General features: G+C 65.0%; 10 protein-coding genes. All 10 read right to left on the bottom strand.

Annotation, left to right across the window (positions count from 1 at the left end; all coding sequences use genetic code 11):
* Window positions 1–3: 3 nt before the first annotated feature.
* The 10 genes from G154_RS22655 to G154_RS22610 all read right to left on the bottom strand — a co-directional run bounded on the left by G154_RS22655 (window position 4) and on the right by G154_RS22610 (window position 21,831).
* A complete protein-coding gene (locus G154_RS22655) occupies window positions 4–3,105 on the bottom strand; it encodes a DUF87 domain-containing protein (protein ID WP_019514475.1) in 3,102 nt (1,033 codons plus the stop codon).
* Entirely contained in the window at window positions 3,105–3,716 is a 612-nt protein-coding gene (locus G154_RS22650; RefSeq protein WP_019514474.1) for a hypothetical protein, read from the bottom strand. The genes G154_RS22655 and G154_RS22650 overlap by 1 nt, the downstream gene beginning before the upstream one ends.
* 39 nt (window positions 3,717–3,755) lie before the next feature.
* Window positions 3,756–4,724 carry a hypothetical protein gene (locus G154_RS22645; RefSeq protein WP_019514473.1) on the bottom strand — a complete coding sequence of 323 codons (969 nt, stop codon included), beginning with the start codon at window positions 4,722–4,724 and terminating at the stop codon, window positions 3,756–3,758.
* Window positions 4,725–4,978: 254 nt separating this feature from the next.
* A complete protein-coding gene (locus G154_RS22640) occupies window positions 4,979–5,638 on the bottom strand; it encodes a hypothetical protein (RefSeq protein ID WP_019514472.1) in 660 nt (219 codons plus the stop codon).
* A 334-nt stretch (window positions 5,639–5,972) separates the two neighbouring features.
* On the bottom strand, window positions 5,973–6,977 hold the full coding sequence (locus tag G154_RS22635) for a CBS domain-containing protein (RefSeq protein WP_157884744.1): 1,005 nt from the start codon (window positions 6,975–6,977) through the stop codon (window positions 5,973–5,975).
* Between the two features lie 186 nt (window positions 6,978–7,163).
* The gene (locus tag G154_RS22630; RefSeq protein WP_019514470.1) at window positions 7,164–7,847 is read right to left on the bottom strand and encodes a hypothetical protein; all 684 of its coding nucleotides are present in this window, start codon (window positions 7,845–7,847) and stop codon (window positions 7,164–7,166) included.
* A gap of 77 nt (window positions 7,848–7,924) precedes the next feature.
* On the bottom strand, window positions 7,925–10,144 hold the full coding sequence (locus G154_RS22625; RefSeq protein WP_019514469.1) for a 3'-5' exonuclease: 2,220 nt from the start codon (window positions 10,142–10,144) through the stop codon (window positions 7,925–7,927).
* Window positions 10,145–16,525, bottom strand: a complete 6,381-nt coding sequence (locus G154_RS22620) for a DEAD/DEAH box helicase (protein ID WP_023985516.1) — start codon at window positions 16,523–16,525, stop codon at window positions 10,145–10,147.
* A gap of 3 nt (window positions 16,526–16,528) precedes the next feature.
* On the bottom strand, window positions 16,529–17,230 hold the full coding sequence (locus tag G154_RS22615) for a hypothetical protein (RefSeq protein WP_023985515.1): 702 nt from the start codon (window positions 17,228–17,230) through the stop codon (window positions 16,529–16,531).
* 2 nt (window positions 17,231–17,232) lie between these two features.
* Entirely contained in the window at window positions 17,233–21,831 is a 4,599-nt protein-coding gene (locus G154_RS22610; RefSeq protein ID WP_019514466.1) for a DNA methyltransferase, read from the bottom strand.
* Between the last annotated feature and the right edge of the window lie 3 nt (window positions 21,832–21,834).

Here is a 21,834-nt window from a genome sequence, read left to right as displayed (position 1 = left end):
CCACTATGCCCGTGACGATGCCTGTGACAGGGCCAGCACCTCGTCGGCTGATGGCGGGCTGGCCGGGTGGTGCGACAGGCACCAGGGCGCGGTGACGCGGTGAAAGGACTTCCCTTCGGTGGCGACGTAGAAGTTGCCCGCCCGCAGCCGGCTGATATCGGTGATCAGGCCGCCCTTGGCACGGGCCATCTCCTCGGCGGTGGCGATCTGCACCGGCGAGTTGAGCAGGCCGTAGAACTGGGTGGCCGCATTGCCCGGGATGTGGTTGTGCAGGCCCTTGGGCGCCTGGGTGGCAAAGATCAGCCCGAGTCCGTACTTGCGGGCCTGCGACGCAAGGGCCAGTGTGCTGCGGGTGCTGGCGGTCAGACCGCGAGCCGGCGCCAGGGTCTGTGCCTCGTCCATCACCAGCAGGCCGCTCAGCGGCTTGTCGGCGGCCGGGTTGCGCTTGATCCAGGCGAACAACGCCATCTGCAGCTGGCTGACGAAGCTCTGCCGCTGTTCATCGCTGGGCAGGCCGATCATGCTGATCACCGAGACCCTGGCCCGTTTACCCTCGGTGGGGGTCAGCAGCTCACCGGGGTCCAAAGCCTTTCCGGCGCCGCCGAACAGCGGGTCGTTGACGGTGGCGGCGCGCAGGTTCTGCGCCATATCGGCGGCCATCTTGGGGGCGTCGGCGAGCTCGCTGACATCCTCGGGCAGGTCGGCCAGCATGCCGATGAACCCGGGCAGCGTCGGGTCGGGTTGACGGCCGTAGTGCTGCAACGCTTCTCGCAGCACGGCGCGCGAGCGGGCGGCCTTGGCGGTCTGTCCGCTGATCTGGGCGCGCGGTTCCAACGCCGCGACGGCGGATTCGACGGCCTCGGTGAATTCGTCGTGGTCGTCGAGCACGCTGGCGAAATCGGGTAGCGGCTGGAAGGCCAGTGGGCGGCCGGTGCTGCGGCGCGGGGTCCAGATGACCACCTCGGTGTTGGCCAGGTAGTCCGTGGCGCGGGCGTCGTCGGCGCGCTGCCAGCCGCTCGGTGTCTGCGGCCAGGCGCTGCCCAGGCGCGACAGATCGTTGTTGGGGTCCAACACGATCGAGGAGACCCCACGCAGCGCGGCCTCTTCGACGAGGCGCCGGATCAGCACGGTCTTGCCCGATCCCGAACCGGCGAAGATGGCGACATGTTTGCGCAGCGCGGCCAGGTCAATGGCGACGGTGGTGTCGGTGCGCACGTCGATACCCAGCGGCATCTTCGACTCGGCGGCAACGAATTCCGGCCCCTCGTCGGCTGCCTCCGTTGTTTCCTCGATGACGGTGATGGAGTCGTCGCCGTCGAAACCGAGCGCCTCACGCAGCACGGTGATGCCGTGTGCGGGGCGGCGGGCGCGCAGCCAGGCGGTCAGGCCGGCGACGTCGTCGTCGATGAGGTCGCGCAGGGCGGTCATGGTGCGGATATCGTCGTCGGACAGGGTCAGGGTGCGGCCACCCTGCTTTTCGAAGTCCTTGATCAGGGCCTCGGTCTTCGGCCCCGACGGCCATGGTGTGTTGCGCAGGAAGAACAGGTTGCGCCGGTCGGTGTGGGCGTTCAAACCCGTTGCGCTGAGCGTCTTCTTGACGCGGTTCTGGGCGGCGACGGCGTTGGTGGCGCCGATCGCGCGGAAGGCCCAGTGCCGTTCGTCATCGGTGGCAGCATCCAGGGTCTGGCGCAGCCGGGCGTGCAGCACGACGTGCGAGCCGGGCGGTGGGTCGCAGACATAGGCCTGGTCGTCGCCGTGCTCGACGATCCATGCGCTCAGCGCGGCGCCGAGCAGCGCCGGGACGGCGGTGTCCTCGCCGTCTGCGTCGAGTGCGGCAGCCGGCACGGCCCGGGACCGGTATTGGGCGAACAGCCGGTCGATGGGTGAGGTGTCGGCAGTGTCGTTGTCGGGCTGCTCTTCTGGGGCCAGCTCGTCGGACAGGTGGGCCAGCTCGACGACTTCCTTGCGGCGCAGGCAGCCCCGCACGTGAGCGTCGGCGCGGATCAGCAGCTGGCGCGGGGTGTAGCCGGCGGCGTCGTCGAACGCCGAGGGTTTGATGGGCCAGCTCGGGTAGGGCGGGGTGAAGCCGACGGTCAGGTAGGCGGCCTCGAAGCGGCGTTCCAGGATGGCGCGGCCGATATCGGCGCTCGGCAGCGGGGACAGCGGTGCGGTGACGCGGAACCGATCGGACACGCTGGCGGTGGCACGATCGCGGATGCTCTCCCACGCCGAGGGCAGGCAGGCCACCACGGGGACGGTGCGCCGCAGGGTCTGGCGCACCGACATCAGGCCGTGCGCAACCTGTTCCAGCACACCGTCACCGGCTCCCCTGGATTCGTCGGTGCGCGTGGAGGATTGTGCGAGCAGGGTGTCGATCTGGTCCAGTGCCAGCACCGACGGTCCGGCCAGGGCGGTCAGCCGGGCGATATCGCGCACGCAGTGCTGGGCCGAGGGCGCGGTGCCGCGCAGCCGCCAGTGCAACCGGTCGTCGGAGCCGACCTCATCGCTGCCCTGCAGGTAGGAGTCGCCGATATCGCGGGCGACAAGATCGTTGGCGGACAACAGAACCAGTGCGCGCAGGGTCTGGTGGCAGTCGCGGACATCACGGCGGGCCTTGGCCAGATCGTTGACGAAGGCGTCCAGGGTTTCGCGGTCCAGGTCCTCGTCGCCGATGATGGCGCGCCGGTCGGCGCGTGAGACGTGCGCGATGGAGGACAGTTCCCACAGCAGGTCTTTGAGCTGGGTCTCGCGATTCGCACCGCGGCGACCGAAACTCTCCAGCACCCCGGCGCGCACCGATTCCCAGAAGCTGGCGGCGTCGAGCAGTTCGACGACGAAGAAGTAGCCGCCACCGGCCTGGACGCGTTCGCGGATCTGGCCGAGCAGGTGGGTTTTGCCGGAGCCGGCCTGGCCGCGGATGGTGACCCCGAGCGGCGCGGATTCGGGGTCGCGCTGGGCGTCGGCGAAGGCCTCCATGACATCGTCGACGGCGCGTTCGTTGAGTCCGCTGACGTGGGTGGGTGCCTGCGGGCGCCACAGGTCGTCGCTGGTGGGCGCCCAGGTGAGCCGGAGGGCGGCGAGTGCTTCGCGGTGTGCGTCCTGCATCAAACCTCAATTGCGATCAGGTGTTTGGCCTGTCCACCGATGGTGATGGCGGCGGCACGGTCCTCGTCGGTGAGGACCTTCTGGTTTTCTTCGGGGATCAGGCTGATGGCGCCGGTGCGGTACAGCTGGGTGAGCGTGTCGTCCAGGTCGGCGACGTCGTCGAGCTGCTGGCGCAGGGTTCTCAAGCCAACCCAGGCGCCGGGTCGCTCGGCCAGCTCGGTGTAGGCCTGCGTGATCCGGTCAGCGGCGCTCGGGGCTTGTTTGGGCCAGAACAGCTCGGCCAGGCTGAGGTCGGCGGTGTCCAGGTAGCGGCCGAGCCCGGCCAGCACGGTGTAGAGGGTCTTGGCGGGGCCGGTGGAGCGCGGTGGCGCGCCGGCGGCGATGATGTCGCGGCAGAGCCGCCAGCCGCGGTCGGTGAGCTCGTGGACGTAGCGGCCGCCGACGCGCTCGGATTCGATGAGGTCGAGGGTGTTGAGCTTGTCCCGGCTGCGTTTGTCCAGCTTGGGGCCGTATGCCAGCAGGTCGGCGTTGGGCACCGGGCGTGCCTGAGCCATCAGGACGAGCAGCACGGCGCGCTCGGTCCCGGTCAGGTCGGTGGGCGTGACACTCACGCGTTACAACGTAGCGGCATGGGCGCGGAGGCGTCCGCGCTAGCGGATGCGGTCGATGAACGGGACGCGGTCGAGCACCGGGTTGTCCCGAATCCGGGGCACCGGTGGCGGCGGTGGTGCTTGGACGGGCGGCGGCGGGGGCGCAAGGGCGGGCGGCGGCACATTGAGCAGCTTCGCGCGTTCCAGCGGCTTGGGCGCCTTCGGCGGCGCCACCGGTGCCGCGGTCTGCGCCGACTGCGGTTGGGGGTCGGGCTCTGGGGCGGGGTCCGGCGTGGAAGGCCAAGTGAGGGTGAGGGATACGGAGACGACGAAGACGATGATCGCGGCGATCAGGGTGGCGGTGAGCGCGGCGACGGTGATGTTGCGCGGTGCCTGGTCGGATTCGTCGGGGATGTTGGCGATGTGCGCGGAGGCCAGGGCTGCGCCGCGGGTCAGGGCGAAATCGGCCTCGGTGGCGGTGATGACGGGGCGGTCGGCATCCGCGCGCAGGGCGGCGACCAGGTCATCGGTGTCGGCGGAGCCCAGGATGTAGACGGCATCGGGCCTGGGCTTGGCGGCGCGTACGACGGCCAGCACGCGGTCGGTGAGGGTGGCGGCGTCGGCGTGGTCGACGCTTTCGACGTGCATGTCGAAGCCGTCGACGGTGGCGACGACGGAGCTGTCGGGTTCGACGACGCAGACGACCAGGAAGTCGTGCCCGGTGAGGTCGGCGATGCCGCGGGCCAATGCCTGCGCGGCGTCGACGTCGCGGACCGGGACGATCGGCGCTCCCCCGCTATAGGTGTCGAGCGCCTCGCGGACCTTGACGGCCTCGTCCTCGGCGTCATGGGTCCAGGTGAGGCCGACGGCGTGCAGGTCGGCGTCGGCGGGCAGCTCGGCCAGGTAGTCCTCGATCTCGTCGACATCGAGGACGCGACGGTCGAGGTGTTCGCCCTGGCCGGTGACACCGTCGACCAGCTCGCCGTGGACGTCCTTCGAGGTGACCGAAAGACCCAGTACGAGGCTCACGTCGTTATCCCCCTGATCTGATTCTGTGATCTTGAGGTTACCTAAGTGAAGGTGCGGGTGGCTCGGTGTGGTGGATGGTCGTGGTCGTGATCATTTGCGTGAGCGCGGGAACGCACTGATGAACAGGCCGCGAAGTTGTCATGCCCGGTTCGGAGCAACAACACCTGACGAGTTGTAGTACTACCAGCGGTACTACGGCAAAAGTGATACTGCGGGTAGTACCAGTTTTTGCATCGCGCTATGGCGTCGACCGGCTATTTGTCATTTCGCCATTCGTGCGCTCGGCGTCTCGGTCTGTCGATGTAATAGCCGATGGCATACGCAAGCGGCGGCAGCAGGAAGATCGGGATAGACACGACGACGATCAGCGCTGCCTGAACCCACTGACCGCGGGCGATCGGAAAGCCGTCATGCTGATCGATGTATCCGGTGCCGGCCAGCAGTACCACCGCAAAGACCGCAATGCCAAGCGTGGGGCCGGACATCCCAAGCACGACGGCGCCTACGGCAGCACACACGCTGACAACCGCCATTAGCCACCACTGTGCTGCAGCAGTGACTATTCCGCGATAAGAGTCCGGTGGTGGGATTACCGGAGGTCCAGGGCTGCCGTCGGGGAGCGGATCGGGCTGCGTCCTGGCGATCCAAAATGAGAAGATTCTTCCGCCGACTTTTAGATACGACGTACGGAAGTAGGCGAACGTCACGCCCACCACCATCACCGCGTACGCCACGACCGCGGAGCTCCATCCGCGCTGCAAAAGAAGACCGACCATCATCACAGCGCCACCAACCAACCAACTGAGCCAATAGATTCGGCGTTCGATCCGCACGTTGTCGACGAGGCCCAGGCTCAGTGCACCGATGAGCGTAATGGCGACTCCGCTCAGCAACCACGGGTCAATCGATGTCATGCAGCCACATCATCTCTGCCATCGACCTCCCCGATCTAGATCTCGATCTTGGCCAGGCTATCCGAGTCCGGGGTTCACAGAATTAGCCGCGAAGTCCATGCCGTGTGCGATCGTCTTCGCGGTTTGGGCCTCGCGCACGACATTGTCGCAAAACTCACGGGGATAGGGCCTGCCGTGGAGACATCCTTTCAGCCTGCCCACCCAGGGCAAGCCCAATTCGAATATCACCTATTTACTGCAGCAGATCTGCTGAAAGGCGCTGCGCACATAGCAAACAGCGCGAAAGTTACGCAGACTTGCAGTGTGATCACCGATAGGAGAAAAACTCAGACAGTCAGCACTTGTCGACAAGCCGTAGCCAGTTCAGACACTTATCGATGGCCTCGACGTCTTGCGAATCCAGATCGGTCGGCCTGAAATGCATCACGTCGTTGCGGACTGCGTTGACCTCCCTCAGGTTCTCGACAACCGTCTTGCGGTCGAAGGGCAGGGCTAACTGATTCCAATTGTCATCCTTGCCGAGGACGGCGACATACTGACCGAACGACAGATCAGCCGCGGTCTCGATCAACCTCGTGGCATGTGTGGATTCTGCAGCCGTCTGGATCGCCGACAATGGCAATTGACTGACGAGCGCACGTAGTCGGTTTTCGATCTCCCCGATCTTTATGAACGAGCCGGCAGTCGCGTGAAAGCCCTCGGCGAGGTCGGTAGCCGTCAGGATCCCTACATACACACCTGTTGGGTCCTCAATATAGAGAAAATCGTTCTCGATGATCCTGTTGATGTGAAGAAGTAAGCCGTCGCTGGACCGGGCTGTCTGACCATCTTTCTCCATGACTTGTCGAGCGGTTGCCTGAGATTTGTCACCGTTCCATCGTGCGATCGACTTCCAGGTGACTGAGCCATAAAGCTTCCGGTGACTCGCATTCATCACCGGAATCTGCGAGAAGTCATGCATGACCATGAGTGTTTCCACCGTCGACAATGACGCTTCTGGGCCCACCGATATCAGGTCGCGCTCTGGATCCAGAAGCGATGAAACGAACCAGGCGACCTCAACCTCAGGATGCTCCGCAAGGTCGCTTAGATAGGAGATTTCGATACTGCCGTAGTAATCGGCCAGGGCGATGTCAGGTGACGCCGTCAAACCTCGCCTGGTCAACTCACGGTTGATCAACCGAACGATGGATGCACCACGCTTCTGGTAGCCCCAGAAACCGAGGAACTTTCTGACTGAAATCGACTTCGGTTGCTTGGGTTTGACAGTGTCGAGGAAGGCGCCGACCTTGGCACGTCCATCCAGATCCATTTGCTCGTCGATGTCATTCTCGGACAACTGGTCACACCCCCGCAGTTCGTATCCTCTACAGCACCGCACATTCCGTTCGGAGCGCACCGGCGCAATCATCGCGTCCCGCGATTTTTCCACATCCAACGCTGGATTAATGCCTCTGACAGTTCATCAATCATTCTAAGGTCGTTTTGGCCCTGATTCGCGGTGGTCACCAGACCTCCGCCCCAGTCATTTGCCGGCCGACGAAGCCTCGAGTGCGGTTGCACCACCGATCTTCTTATCGCCAACGAATCCGAGCAGCTTTATCACGGCATCTTGGGCAGATCGAAGTTGTTGGACACGAGATGATTTGGAGTCGCTGAACGCGGGAACGCAATTGAGTTCCGCCGAGATCCGTGTTTCCAGTGAGGTCAACTGTGACCACATATCTGCATCAGACCGGACGTCGATGAGCCTCAAGGCGTATTCAGCAGCAACACGAAGCGTCAGCTGAGTGACGTTCAGCGCGAAAATTTCCGCGTTTGAACCACCAAGTGCAGCGCCGGCAACGACCCCTGCACCGCTGGCCGCGAGAGCACCTATTGTGGCCACCCCGCCCATCATGCCGCCAGGACCAAGCGCCGCCGGCCCACCCGTGATCGCAGCGGCCACGAAGGCTGAGGCAGGGGCCGCTGCGGCCAGACCGATCGGGCCGGCGGCAATCAAAGCCAATCCTGCGGCAGCAATACCGATGCGGCCCCATGGGATCCCGCCGGTCCCGTTGAGCAGCTCGTCGACTTCGGTCAACGCCTTCGTGATGGTGACTCCAATGTTGGGCTGGAGGCCGAGATTGACCGCCATGGACTTCAGCGCAGTCTTGGGCGCATCACCAGGGTCGATCTCGTACGGCTCGACAAAATTCGTGGCAGTCAACGTGGCGATCGCAATGACAGCTTCGCGAAGGTCGAGCCGATCAGAGATAGTAGGCGTCTGCCCATGGACACGAGTTGTCAGACATGGCTTGGTCCCAGCAGACCACTCTGCTTCCCACTCCACGTCACCACCAATGCATCCCGCGCTCGGCTGCTCGCGACGTACAGCAGCGAACGCTCCCGCAGCAGCGCTTCCGCACGCTCCTCGTCAGGCACGTTGCGCAGAGTGGCCGGCGAAGGAACGTGCTTTTCGTCCGCCCCGGCAAGAACGACCCTGGAGAACTCCATCCCCTTGGCGCGGTGCATCGTCATGACGAGAGGCTGACCCGGCGTCGGAGCGTTCTTGTCGACGGCACGCACAGTGACGCCGCGCTCTCCGAGCCCGCGGACGAAACGATCGCGCTCGTCCTGGCTGCGGGTGAGCACAGCGATGCTCTCGGGCTCGACATCGCCGTCTGCCAACCAGGCCTTGACCTTCGTCGCCACGGTCTCCAGCTCGGCGGTCATGTCAGAACACGGAATCATCTCCGGCGCAGGGCCGTTCCGCGCGGAGCGATACTCGCTGGTCGACTCCTCCCCCTGCTCCAGATCGCGGTACTCCGCACCGGAGAGCACACTCACCGCGAAGTGGAGATTCTGCGCCGTGGTCCGGTAGTTCAGCGTCAGCCGACGGGACCGGCCGACGATCTTGACCCCGAAACGGCTCAACACCACCGGGCTTCCGTAGATCCGCTGGTGCGAATCCTCGGCGATGAACAGGTCATTGGGGCCCTCGGCTACCAGTGCGCGCAACAGCGCCCAGTGGGTGGCGTGCAGATCCTGGGCCTCGTCGACGAGGACGTGGTCGGCCAGGTGGGTGCCGTCGCGCTCGGCACGGACGCGCAGCGCCTCGGCGGAGAGTGCGAGGACTTCCGGGAAGCTGATGGATTCGTCCATTTGACTCTGCCGGCGGTAGGCGTCGACAAGCTTCCAGACGGCGATGCGTTGCGGGCGGCTGAGTCGCACGCCGCGGCCGGGTCGCGCGACCTTGGCGTACTGTTCCAGTGTGGTGACGCGATTCGCCAGAACCACCGCCACGTATTCGGTTTCCAGAAATGCGGGGGTTGCGAGTTTCGCGTCGAGCCCGGAGTCGACGGACTGAGCAACCTCCCGCCAGACCGCGTCGGATGCCGTTCGCTTGGAACCGAACTCGATGGCGTGGCCGAACACCCGCTCGCCGGCAACTGCCGTGGCATCGCCGGCTCGGTGCAGCACGTCTCTGCCGAGGGCATCGATGCCGCCGACGTAGACGCCGGGGTATCCTGGCTTCTCGGCGATACGCAAGCCGGGGTCCAGCGCCTTGAGGTCGGCTTTGAGCCCCTGCGCGAGCGTGGCGTTGTACGTCGTCAGCACGATGCGCGCATCTGGGTTCGCCCGGGCGAGCCTTCGCGCCCGGTGGATCGCGACAACAGTCTTGCCGGTCCCGGCCCCACCCGAAAGGCGGAAGGCGCCTGAGAAATCCGACTCGACGTACTTACGTTGCTCGGGATGCAGGAACGTGCGCCACGCGGCGAAATCGCCACCTTCGATGACTCGGCGTAGTTCTTCGTTGTCTTCGATGTACGCGAACTGCATCTTCGAGGCTGGGCGTTCCAGCGCGGCGATGATCTGCTGGTCCTCATCGAGTGACTTGTCCACCGGCTCTTTGGCGAACCCATGGTTCTCGCGAATCGTCTCAATCGCGGTGCCGGTGGCGAGTTCAAGTAGGGCGCTGCCCTCCCATTCGAGCCCTTCCGACGCGACCTCCAACAGCGCCGACTCGTCGGGTGCTTCCATCGCCTGGGCTGCGAGCAACGGGTTGATGCCCAACCCGTCGACCAATTCGGCAAGCGTGTATCCGACCCCGGCTAGGTAGGACAGCGCCGCTTCCGGCACCGGTGGCACGATGGCCTGTTCCTTCGCGGGCTCCGCGGACGCCGACTCTCCGATCAGTCCCTCTAGGGTGCCATTGATGGGATTGACCCGCAGGGTGGCCCGTTCCGCAAGCTTGATGGCATCGTCGTGGGGCCAGGTCCCCATGTAGATGTACGTCGGTCCGCTGTCCTTGTCGTCGACGCGGAACAGCACTGCCCGCCAATACAGGTCGACGCGTCCAGTGCGAACACGAGGATCGATGGCCCCTTTCATTGGCTCGATGTGCAGCTTGGGTGAGGTGTCGTCGGTGGCGAGCTTCTCGAAGAAGTCGTACACCTTGTTCTTGACCGAGCCGTCCAGCTTGGACATGCCCTTGCTGTTCGACGCAATGACCAGATTCGCCACCTACACCACTCCGTTCAATTTCAACGCCTCGACAATCGAGTCGACATCAGGCGAGCACATCGTCCACCCGTCCACCGGATCGCCATGGTCGAACACCACTGCCACTCGACCACCGGCCCAAGCCATGTCGAGTACGACACCGTCCGTCGTCTCGTAGCCGAGTTCGGGTGCCGTCGCCCCTGCCGCGGCAAGGGCACGAATCAGATCGCGTTCGGCGTCCGACACCGCTTCGTCGAACACCTGCTGCCATTCCTCGGGCAACTCGGACGCCTCGGCTGCCGCAGGCCCGGCTACCGTGGCGGATGCCAGCAAGGATCGGGCGCTCACGCGGCCGGGGTCGCAGATTGCCAGCCAGTTCGACAGCCGCAGCCATTCCTTCCAGGCTCTACCGTCCAGGCTTTCCAACCGCTCGTCACGGTCATCGACGGCAAGCATTGCCCGCGGTGGGTCTGAAGTCGTGCGCACCCCGGCGGCGATGGTGACGCCGCCGTCGGTATACGCCCAGCACACGTCGGAACCGGCCGCGTCGAACGGCGCAGTGCCGTCCAGCGCCGCCAACGCCGCAGCAGTGACTGCGCCGGAATCGGACTTCACCCGGTTGTCGCCGCGGACGAACAGGTACGGCATCCAGGTGCTGAAGTGTCGCCACGCCTCGATGTCGGGGGTGACGATGAACTCCAGCAGCTGCGACACAGGGTCTTTGGCCTGCAGCCGAACCAAACCCGGTTGAACGTGGAACCGGCTGGTGACGAAGCTGGTTGCCTTCTGGTCGAGCCATGTCGGCTCGACCGAGTCACCGGATTTGAAGCGCTGCAGATCCTCGTGACCGAAGGACCACACCAGATAACCTGCAGCCCGCAATGCGGCGCGTTTGTCAGCGTCGTCGGCCACGCGATTGCAGCCGGGAACGGCGTGGAAGGAGCGCCCGTCGGCGAAGATCGCGATGCGCGGGATGTCCGGGTCGGCCGTCTGCAACACGAAATCGGGCTTGACGAAGTCAAGCGAAACCTGCGGTCGCAGTGACCATTTGCGCGCCTTGCTGCCCTGCAAGGTGATGGTCGCCGAGGGACCGTACACGCCTGGCTTCTCCACGACGGCCGCACCCATCAGCTTGAGCCGTTCGATGAACGAGCTGTAGAAGTCGCGTTCCAGGAATGACTCGTCGCTGAGCGGCGTGCTGGGCGGCGCCTGCTCGGCGACCTCTGCGGTCCAGGAATCGAGGTCGGGCGTGCCGTGGGCCCCTACGTCCAGGATGTCGTCGAGTAGCTTCAACGCGGTGAGCCGAGACACCTTGTCCAACTCATACGGCGCGGCGAACGGAAGCAGGCATCGGTGGCAGGCCAGCCGCTCCTCGTCCCGGCACGGGCACTCCCGCAGAATTTGGCGGGCCGCCGCGAGCACCGCGAAAACCTTTGTGTGGTCGGCGAATTCGGCGAGATAACCGGTCCCCCCGGGGACGGTGTCGTGGATCAGCAGGGCACGCCGGTCAGGCGCCCACAGCGCGTCACTGATGGTGGCAACGTCGAGATGCTCGGGGGATCCGCCAATCACCTCGCGTAGACCGAGCAGGATCGCAGCGGCCAGGCTGGGGTGGGCGAAGGTGTCGTATTCCATCTGCGCCGGCAAGTGCAGCAGCACGCCCTGGGTACGCAGCCGTCGCGCCAAGGCGATGTCGCGGACATCCTCGGCGGCCGAACCGCGCAGACGGCACCAGGTACGGTGCTCGTAGCGACTGTTGCGACCGGCGTCGCGATCGAGTTGCCCGCAAGATGCGCAAACCCGGAACAGGCCGCTGGTCGACTCCTGCCCGGCGATCATCCGCGTCTTACCTTTGGATGTTCGCGCTCCGAGGTTGAGCCAGCGGATGTCCAAGCGCCGCAGGTACTCCGCACCGAACGAAGAAGTGGAACGAAACCATGTGCGGCCGACCTGGGTGGGGTCGATGTCGGCGGCGGTCACCACCGTGAACGGTTCTTGTTGGCGGTTGTCGCGGAGGTCGCTGATGGTGGCCTCATCTCGACGCACTTCGGCCGAGACCCGTGTCATCTCGACGACAGCCAGGTGCTGGCTCACGTCGGCAATGCCGGTGCTGTGGCAGCGCGGGCAGCTCGACACCGGCGCGGTCACCGCGGCAGATGGTCCGCTGTGCACCCATCCGCATTGTGGACAGACCTGCCACGCGTGGATGTTGGATTCACCGGCGCCCAGGTCGACAGCGTCGATGGCGACCGCGAGGCCTTGCGCGTAGAAGGTGGCGCCGGGGGCAAGCTCGGTGAGTGCTACTCGGGAGCCACGCTGATAACTGAGTTGTTCGCCCATGTAGTCGTTGCTGTCCGGGTCGATCCAGGTGACCCCGACGTCGAGAGTGACGGAATCGTCAAGCAGTGTGTAGTTGGGGAGGACCCCGTAGCGTTCGAGGACCGAGATCCAGTAGTCGCGGGTCAACGAGGTGATCTGGGCGCCCAGCAGTTTGCGGGAGCCCTTGGCGATCTTGAAGGCGCGCCGGTCGTCGTCGGTGGCGGCGGGTGAGGTGGCCCGCCGTTCGAATTCGGGAAGGTCGGCCTCGACGGTCGCGAGCCGTTCGGTGAGTTCCTTCAGGTCGAGTTGCCACTGGTGGGCCGCGGCCATCAGGCGCTGGGTGAGGCCGCTGGGTCCGCCCTGCGGTGGTGTGCTCGCCCAGGTCCGCAGCGCGTCGACGGCGTCGGGGCTGAAATGGGAACCGAATTGCGCCAGGAAGCGGTCCAGCAGCGCGTCGGCGTCGGTGGCGGCGGTGTCCATCAGTTGGGTCAGCCAGCCGTCGGCGCCGTTGTCGCCGAGCACCGATCGCGCGTCCTTGGGCGCCACCACCTGAGGGTCGCGGGCGAACTGGTCGACGATGTGCGCGATGTACTGGCGTTGCAGGATCTCCTCGGCATTGAGGAAGGTCGCCGGTGGCCGCACGTCCCCTTGGATCACCGAAAGCGGCTCGAACAGTTTGGGCAGATGTTCGCCGCGGCCACGAACGTAGGCCAGCACCAGGGAGTTTCCGGTGAGTCGGCCGGCGCGCCCAACACGCTGCAGGTAGGACGACACCGAGCGAGGCAGGGACCCGAGCATGACGGTGGACAGGTCACCGATGTCGATGCCCATCTCCAACGTCGGGGTCGCGACGAGCACGTTGGGTGCCTGCGGGTCGGTGCCCCCGCGTTTGAAGGCGGTCTCGTAGTCGAGCCGGGTCTTGGTCGGCAGCAGACTGGTGTGTTCCCGTGCGACGACCCGTTTCATCTGTGTGGAGTCATAGAGCCTGCGGTAGAAGTTGTCGGCTTTCGCGCTGCGGTGCAGTCGGCCTGGGCAGCGGATCAGCGTGCAGGGTGCGCCGTCGAGTTCGTCGACGGTGGTGGCGCTGCCCGGCGTCGGGGTTTGGCAGATGTCGCAGACCAGCAGGTGTCGCCCGTCTTCGAGCGCATCCAAGGTCGGAGCGCTGACCTGGACGGTGGCCGCAGGCAGCCCGTAGACGACGGAACCAGTCTCGGTCGCCACGGTGGACAGCAGCATCTGTTCGACGAGTTCGGCGAACAACGCCTTGGCCAGGAAGGTCCCGTCGTGGGGGCTGACGTCCAGGCATCGCGACGTCCACTGCGCGTACCAGGACGATGGTGCGGTGATCGGATCGAAGCCCTCTGGCAGAGCACCGGTTCCGGATTTGAGGGCCGGGAACGCCGGGGCGGGGCGTCCTTTCGGGAAGGCCGGCATGCCCTGGCCGCGTGGCCGCCCACCCCAGATGTGGTAGCGACTGGCGTTCTTCTCCAGGTAGGGCCGCAGCCAGTCGTGGTGGATGCCGCCACGGGTACGGATCCGATCGACGGTGCCCCGCACCCAGCGGGACAGTGCCGCATCGGACACGTCGGTCAGCGGGAGCTGGGTGGGGTCGGCCTTGTCGAGGGCACGGCGCCCGAGGATCGGGGCTTTGTGCGCCGCCCCGAGGTAGACCTCGGCGACGACACTGCCGGTCAGTTCGAGGGTGCGGCCGGTGCGGGACTGCAGGCCGAATTCCAGGTCGACGTCGAACCGGAGCCGACGCTTGGCCTTGTTCTCTGCGGCCCTCCGCGAGTTCGGGTGCACGTCAGGCTTCCAGAAGGCGACGAATTCGTCGCGGTCCACCAGGTCCGGCGGCAGTAGTTGGTAGCGCAGCATCGGGTTGTTGCCGGCGCGGTCGATGACGGCCCTGGTGAGTTCGTCCAGGTCGAGCTCGGCATCACCGAGCGCCCCGCGCAGCGCTGTGCGCAGGCTGAGGCTGTGGGAGCGGGCCTGCACGAACCCAGCGCGGTGCGCGGCGTCCTGCACGCTGTCGGTGAACATCAACGCCTTCTTCTCGGCGGCGTCGAGGTGCTTGTTGCCGAACAGGTTCGAAAGCGTCACCGACAGTTGGGTGGCGACCGCGCTGCCGAGGAACCGGATGCCGTCGACGGCCCCGCAGGCCGGGCACATGTCGTTCTTGGATTCCTCGTCAGCTTCTGGTCCGACCAGGGTGAGCACCGGCAGCACTCGGCCGTCGACGACGTCGGGGCTCTGCGGGTCCGGCGTGGTGTCGAGGAGTTCGCGGTGGTCCAGGTGGAACCACCGCAGGCCGTGGACGCCGCCGGGTACCTGTGCTTCGGCGGGTGCCGAGATCAGTGCGCGGAACCGGGCGGCGCCGGCGGCGTGGTCGGCGCGGATGGCCTCGTCGGTGACGTCCAGGGCGTTGCCGGTCGGCGCGAGTCGGGCACCCCAGCCTGAACGTCCGCAGTGCCGGCAGAACACCGCGGGCAGATACAACTCGTCGTCGACGGAGGTGCCGTCGTCGGACCAGCGGTATTCGGCGGCGGTCCGCACCGCGCGGTCCACGCGGCTGAGTTCTCGGATCCACAGGTGCACGTCGACCCCGAGCGCCGCACGTCCGGTCTCGGCGCGCACGTGCGACAGCATGGCAAAGACGAACTCCAGGAACCGGATCTGGATGTCGCGGGTGCGGGCAGCATCGCGATCGACGGGCACCGCCGGGAACACCTTCTCCGCCAGATCGGGCAGGGATACGGCGTCGACGGTGTGCTCCAGCACCGCCTGGATGAACCGATGCCGTTTGAGCTGATCCAATATGTCGGCGATGGTCAGGGTCGAACCGACGGCGGGACCACCCGCATGTGTGGACTGCTGAAAGAGATCGGACTGTCCGGGCGTCTCGAAAAGCTCGGATTGGGTGGGTTTTCCGAAGAATTCGGATGGAGTGGACCGCTCGAAGAGTTCGGCGAAGACCGCAGCGGCAATGGCGTGGTTATCGGTGGCGGAGGCTGCTGCGTCAGTGATCCGGTCGAGTGCGTCGGGTAGGGCGGGTTCGATCGGCCGCCAGGCATGGTCGTGGCTGCCCAACCGTGCTCGGCGCCATTCGTCGGGAGTGAGGCGAGTTTCTTCGATCACCGCATCGTCGCCGAACGGTTCCCCGAAGACGGTGTGGGCGAAGTCGAGCATGGCGGTCGGAGCCGCGCGCGATCCCAGGGTGGCCGACGTCGCGACCGGGGTGACTTTGCCGAGTGGACGGGCCCGGTCCTCGTCGGTGACCCGCGACGTAGCGGTCCAGTGTGCTTTGAGTGTGAGCCCGAGGCGACGCAGCAGCATGGCGACGTCGGTGCCCTGCGCGCCGTCGTAGGTGTGGAATTCGTCGAGCACCAGGTATTGCAGCGATTCGGCGGACAGCCGCCAGATGTCGGCGCGACCGGGGTGCAGCAGCATGTGGTCGAGCATCTTGTAGTTGGTGAGCAAGATGTCGGGCGGTGAGTCGTGCATGAGGTCGCGGTCGGTGATCAGCCCGTCGGCGGAGACCCGGGTGCGCCCGCCGCCACTTTGCTCTCCGGTGTAGAGGCCTGCGGTGACCGCGGCCAGGGCCGGGTCCTCAGAGAGGACCTTGGCGAGCCGCTCGGCCTGATCGTTGGCAAGCGCATTCATCGGATAAAGGATCAACGCCTTCATACCGGTGACGCCGGACTTCTTGGCCCGCAGCACGTGATCGAGGATCGAATACAGGAATGCCTCGGTCTTGCCGGACCCGGTGCCGGTGGTCACCAAGGTGGGTTGGGGACGGCCTTGGTGCTGGGTTGAAAGCCGCTCGAATGCTCGCGCCTGGTGCCCGTACGGGGTGAAATCGGCCGGCCACCAATCCAGATGGTCACGCCAGCCATCGCCGGCCGGGGCGAACGGCAACCGCAACCGCACATACGGCCCCTTGAACATGCCGTTGTCGGGATCGCCGATGAAGTCGGTGAGCGCCGCCTGCGCGTCGGGGTCGGTCAGCGCGAATGTCGTTGCCAGGTAGTGGGTCAAGCCCTCACGCAGGTGTGTCGCCTGGAGAGTCGGGAGGAGTGCGCCCATCGGTTACATCCCCCGCCCGGCGTTCCACAGCGCATGGTCTATCTCCCAGGCCGTAACGGGGCGCTTCAGCCCAGCGCTGACGGCTGGAACGAGTGCAGCAATGAGGTCGCGCGCACCGACAGGATCGATGGTCACTTCATGGTTTCTGAACCAGCGCAGCACCATTCGGTCGGGCTTGATGAGATCGTCCTGGCCGATGAGCATCCACAGGTAGTCACGCCGCACCGCATGGGCTCCCTCGCCGGGGATCTTCCGCAAGTCCGCGTTCACGGCGGCGAACCGCTCGTCGTCGCCGAACAACACGATGGCATCGCCCAGATCTTTCACACCATGTGATCGAAAAACGTGGATGTACCGAAGCACGGCGTCGGCCTTCCGGATCCCACCTCGGGTCGATGTGTTCTGCCGGTTGGTGAGCGGAATCAATTCGTCGACGGTCAGGTCAGCCAGTTCGGCGAGCGGCAATGGGTCGGCGCCGAGCGACTCGCTCATCGGAATCGTGGGTTGCTCGACACTGAACTTCGTAGCGAGTTTGCGCACCAATGGGACGACGACGTTGTCGTAATGCGCTCCGATGCTCCACACGGCGTCTGCGATGCACAGACTGAGGCTGACCCAACGCCGTTCTCGTGGATGGGGATCGAGCGCGACGACGGACTCGGCGAGTTCGTCAAGCTTGGCTGCGTCGATGGCAGGCAAAGGCATGATCACGCTCCTGCGCTTGCGATGTCGCTGAAGTGCTTGTGCGCCAGCTCCATGTCACGCTCCCGATCCACACCGACGAATGGCTCGACATAGGTGACGCCGCACACCGTTAGGTCGTCAGGCTTCAACGTTCCCTTCCTGCGGTACTCCGAGGCCAGTTTGCCCGGAAGCTGTCGACCGTTCGCGTCGTAGACCGCATCCCGCTCGTACTTCTGCAGAACAGGGAATTGAGTGCGGTAGATGGTGAGCAGTTCCTCGGCTGTGATGCCCAGCATGATCGCAACGATCGCGTCGATTTCCACTAGCGCCTGGCGGCGGTCGGCGGCGCGACGCAGCGGCGTGGCCCATTCCCACTTCGGACCGATGGCACCCAGCGGCGCGCGGCTGGTGTAGTCCACACCGATATGCGGCACCCACGAATCCTGCTGCCACGCTTCGTCGTATAGCTCCTCCCAGAGTGGTGCGTAGGGCCGGACGAAGCAGTTGAGGCGGAGCGAGCGCAAGAGAATTCGAGATTCCAGCACCTCATTGCGGACGAGCGGCAAACGACCCATGCTGCTGTACTTCAATTCAGAAAGGCCCGCTACCTTTACAAAGAAGTCGGCAACAACCGATGACCATATTCCAGCGGTGCATGCAAGGGTTCGACTGGAACTAAATGAGGCAGTGCGCACTAGGTCAACATGGCAAGGTCCCGGAGGAAGAATCGCCGCGTGCAGCGTACGAACCGTAGAAGGGTCCGCCATTCGCCTCCATGCCAAACGGAAATACATCGAGCTAGACTCGCCATGCCACTTTGGGTAGGAGGCGATGTACTCGTCGCGCGGTTTAGCGACCTGGTAGTTAGTGCGCGGAACGAAATCCTCACCGATCACATCAAGGTCGATCGACTCATAGAGACGTTCGCGTCCTGGTGCAGAATCGGGCTGCTGGAATAATGGTGTGGCAACGGTGAAGTGCGGTCCCTGCACGATGACGTCGTCCCACCCGTCCGCGACGGCAACGGCGGACTTGAAGAAGCCCAACTTACGGTGAGTAGTCTCGTTCCAACCCATAGTCCATTCAAATCCGATGTCACTAAGCCGCGGGGCGGCTGCGATCTTGTCCAGCACGTCCGCGCTCGCACGATTAGCCGGATAGAGCATGCGAGCCTCTGCAGGTGGGGTCCCGGGTTCGTCGATGAGTGCTGCCCAGCCAGCCAGTACTGTCTCGTCAACATGAACGATGCGTTCGCGGTGAGGGCGCAGATCCCAATTGTCATCGACGTCCTTCATCCCGGGTGCAGGCCCAGACCCATCGTGAACCATCGACCGTTCAACAACGCTGGGCGCGAAAATCCAACTGGCGTGGATGAACCCAATGGGTTTCGATCGGCCGTAGGCATGTACGCCGAATGTTTTCTTGTGTCCGATTTCCGGGAACTGGTAGGTGTTGTTGTGGAACTTGAAATGCCGCCGCAGCCGGTGATAAGTCTCCCGACGAAGTCGGTTTGCCCTTAGCTCCGTGAAATGACTGTCAGGGTGAATAAGGCACACGATCCCATCGAAAGCAAGGGACCGCCAAGTGCGTTCCATAAAGCAGCGGTACAGATCGGTTCGGAGCCCTGTTAGGACAGGGCGGTCTACACCGGAGCCGAGGTGCTCGGTTACACCGGCCTGCTCGGCACGCTCATCGAGGAATTCGCCCAATACCTCTGGATGTGCGAGAACTTCCTCCTGCTTACTCCGTTTGATCGCTTCTGCGGGCTTTTCGGCCAGCTGCCACCATGGATCGAACTCGGCCAATACCCCAGCTTCATCCCAGTCAGGCCGCACCCACGGCGGATTACCCACCTGCAGATCGAAACCGCCGCCGGCGAATACCGGTGCGAAGTCCAATTCCCAATGGAAGAACCCCTGTGCTGCGGCGATGCCGGCAGCGACGGTAAGCCATGGAAAGCCGTCGAGCGCCTTATCGATTGAAAGCGCTTGAGCGAAAGTACGGTCGTTGCCCTCGGCGATGTCGAGATCCTGCCAAGACAGGTCTCCGGCGAAGCTGATCTGCCCGTGCTTTTCGAACTTGCCGGCTTTCGGCGGTACGCCCAATATCGCTTCCAATCCGCCGACCCAGTGGTCCCAGTCTGGTGGTTCGATGTCGGTGGTCAGCGGCCAGGACCACAGAGCACACCAAGCGTCCATCACGCGACGCAGTCGTCGGTAAGCACCGTTCTCGTCGTTGAGCACAGCCTCGATCTGCTCGCGGGTCACCGCACCTCCGGAAGTGTCGCGAGCCTCCAAGCCCCACACATCGATATCGCGGCGAATCTCCGATTCGGCGATGGTGACCCGGCGCACAGTCAACTCCCACAGGGTCTCGACTCGCTGCGCCAACGCGGCTAGCCGCTTCTTAATCGAAGCGCTCGGGTTGGATCGAATACCGTTGCGCCACAGACGTAGTTCTTCACGCTTGTCCGGGGCGTAGGTCTTCGCCTCGGGTGTGTCGATGACTGCACCCCAGCCTTCGGACGGCAGCAGGAAGTGGTGGATACCCGCGCCGACCTCGGTGCCGAGCGGTACATCCTTGGGCACCTCCTTCAGCCAGGCCTTCTTCACGAGTGACGTCGGCATGTACACGGCTCGCCGTGCACCGATCAGCGAGTTGCCCCGCCGCAGATGCAGACCAAACCACGGTGCCTGCAGGCCGGCAACCATGGTGTCCAACCACAACGAGATCTCGGCCAGCTCGACCGCCGTCGCATTCAGGTCCACCCCGTACACCTGGTGCAGCGCGAGGTACGCCTTCACCTTCTGCAGCTCGACCTGATACTGGTCGGCGTCGATGACCTCGCCGCGATCTTCCTGCTGGCGTTTGAGGTACTCGGCGGCCAGTTGACGGACCGCCTCGATCGCGAACGCCCCTGATCCGAGCGCGGGCTCGCAGATGGTCAGCTGAAGGATCTGTTCCGGCGTCGTCCGCTGCCCGTTCTGGTCGAGCAGTTCTTCCAGCGCCTGGGAGACGACGAACTTCGTCAGCACTTCGGGCGTGTAGTACGAAGCCGACTGCTGGCGTTCCCGCCCTGCGAGCCGGAACACGAAGGTGCCCTGTCGGTGGATCACCGGGACGCGTTCACCGGTGGCCTCGTCCTCGACCGTCACGAAATCGGACTCCGAGAGGTGATCGGCACGGGTCACCGGCACGACCCACGACCCCTTCTCCGGGTCGCCGTTCTTGGCGACCTCGTACAGGTCTTCCTCGGCGAAGAAGCCGGTGTAGGACATCAGGCCCTCATACACCGCGCCGAGCTGGTTGATGCCGAGCTCGGCGTAGGAGATGAACCCGCGGTCCGCGCCTTTGCGTCCCTTGGACTCTTTGGAGAGAAGCAGGTGTTGCAGTACCTGTTGGGTCGCCTCGTTGCTGAGCCCGACCTGGTCGATGAGCGCGGTGGCGGCTGGTGCGAACAGGTCGGCGCGCAGCGCGTTGAACTCCAGGCCGGGTGCCGGGTCATCGGTTCCGTCGCCGGCGACCGGCGTGCGGGGATGGTGCCCGCGGTCGACGAGGTGAAACAGCGTGGCCAGCGACTCGTACAAGTGCGTGCCGAATTTCGCGGTGGGCGAGACCAATTCGGTCAGGGTCAGCTCACGCAACCGGTCCAGGCCGTAGCCCTCGCCGTATTCGGGGGCGCCGGACGGCAGCACCCGCATCTCCGGGGATGCTTCGGCGTAGAGCAGGAACAGAATGCGGTAGAGGAACCGCAGCGAGTGTTTGGCGAGTTGTTGGGCGTCGATATCCTCCAGCGGCAGGCTGCGCTCGGCTCGGCGGCGCACCACGTCGTTGGCGATGATCTCGATGGACAGCCGGATGCCCTCGCGCAGATCCTTGGACACCCCGACGGTGTGTTTGACCGAATCTTCGAGAACGCTCGTCCACCAGATGTTTCCGTCCGCATCGGGCAGCAGGGCTTGACGTCCGAGAATCGCAGCAGCGCGGTCGAGTTCACCACCGCGCTTGTCGTCGCGGCGTTCGGTGACCACCAACAGATCGACGGCGAGGTATCGCCCTTCGGCCCACCGCTGCGCCTCAGCGAGCAGCACCCATTGCCCGGCCTGCACCACGATGAACGCAGGGGGCTCGTCGGAGCGGAACGCGGCCGACACCGCCTTGGTCACCGAGTCGATGGGCTTGCCGTCCTCCTCCCCCGCGTCGAGCAGCAGCCCGGTGTCAGGGGCGAGCAGGTCGTCGACCGATTCGACCGGGCGGGCCTGCAGGAACAACGTGCTCGTCACACCGGCCGGCCGGGCGTTGGGGAGTCGCAGCTCGGTACCGGCACGCTCGCCGGTGTAGTCGGTCAGCGTCTCGGGGAAACCGAGGACGGTCCGGATCAGGGCATGCGCCGGGGGCGCCCCGTCCGGATCCTCCGCCAGCGTCGACAACGCGGTCTGCAGGTCACCGGCCGCGCCGACCAGCCGTCGTCGCACCGTGTCCCGGCCCTCGGCGGCCTCGGCGTCCCACTGCTTGCGGAGTTCGAGAACCTTGCCCTGGAAGGATTCCCGAGGCGAGTCGGTGGTGAAGTAGTGCTCGCTGATCCAGTCCTCGCCGACGACGATGGAATCGTAGGACGGCATGGC

This window comes from Mycobacterium sp. VKM Ac-1816D, from assembly GCF_000416385.1.
GTDB lineage: Bacteria > Actinomycetota > Actinomycetes > Mycobacteriales > Mycobacteriaceae > Mycobacterium > Mycobacterium neoaurum_A.
This window is presented reverse-complemented; position numbering and strand designations above follow the sequence as displayed.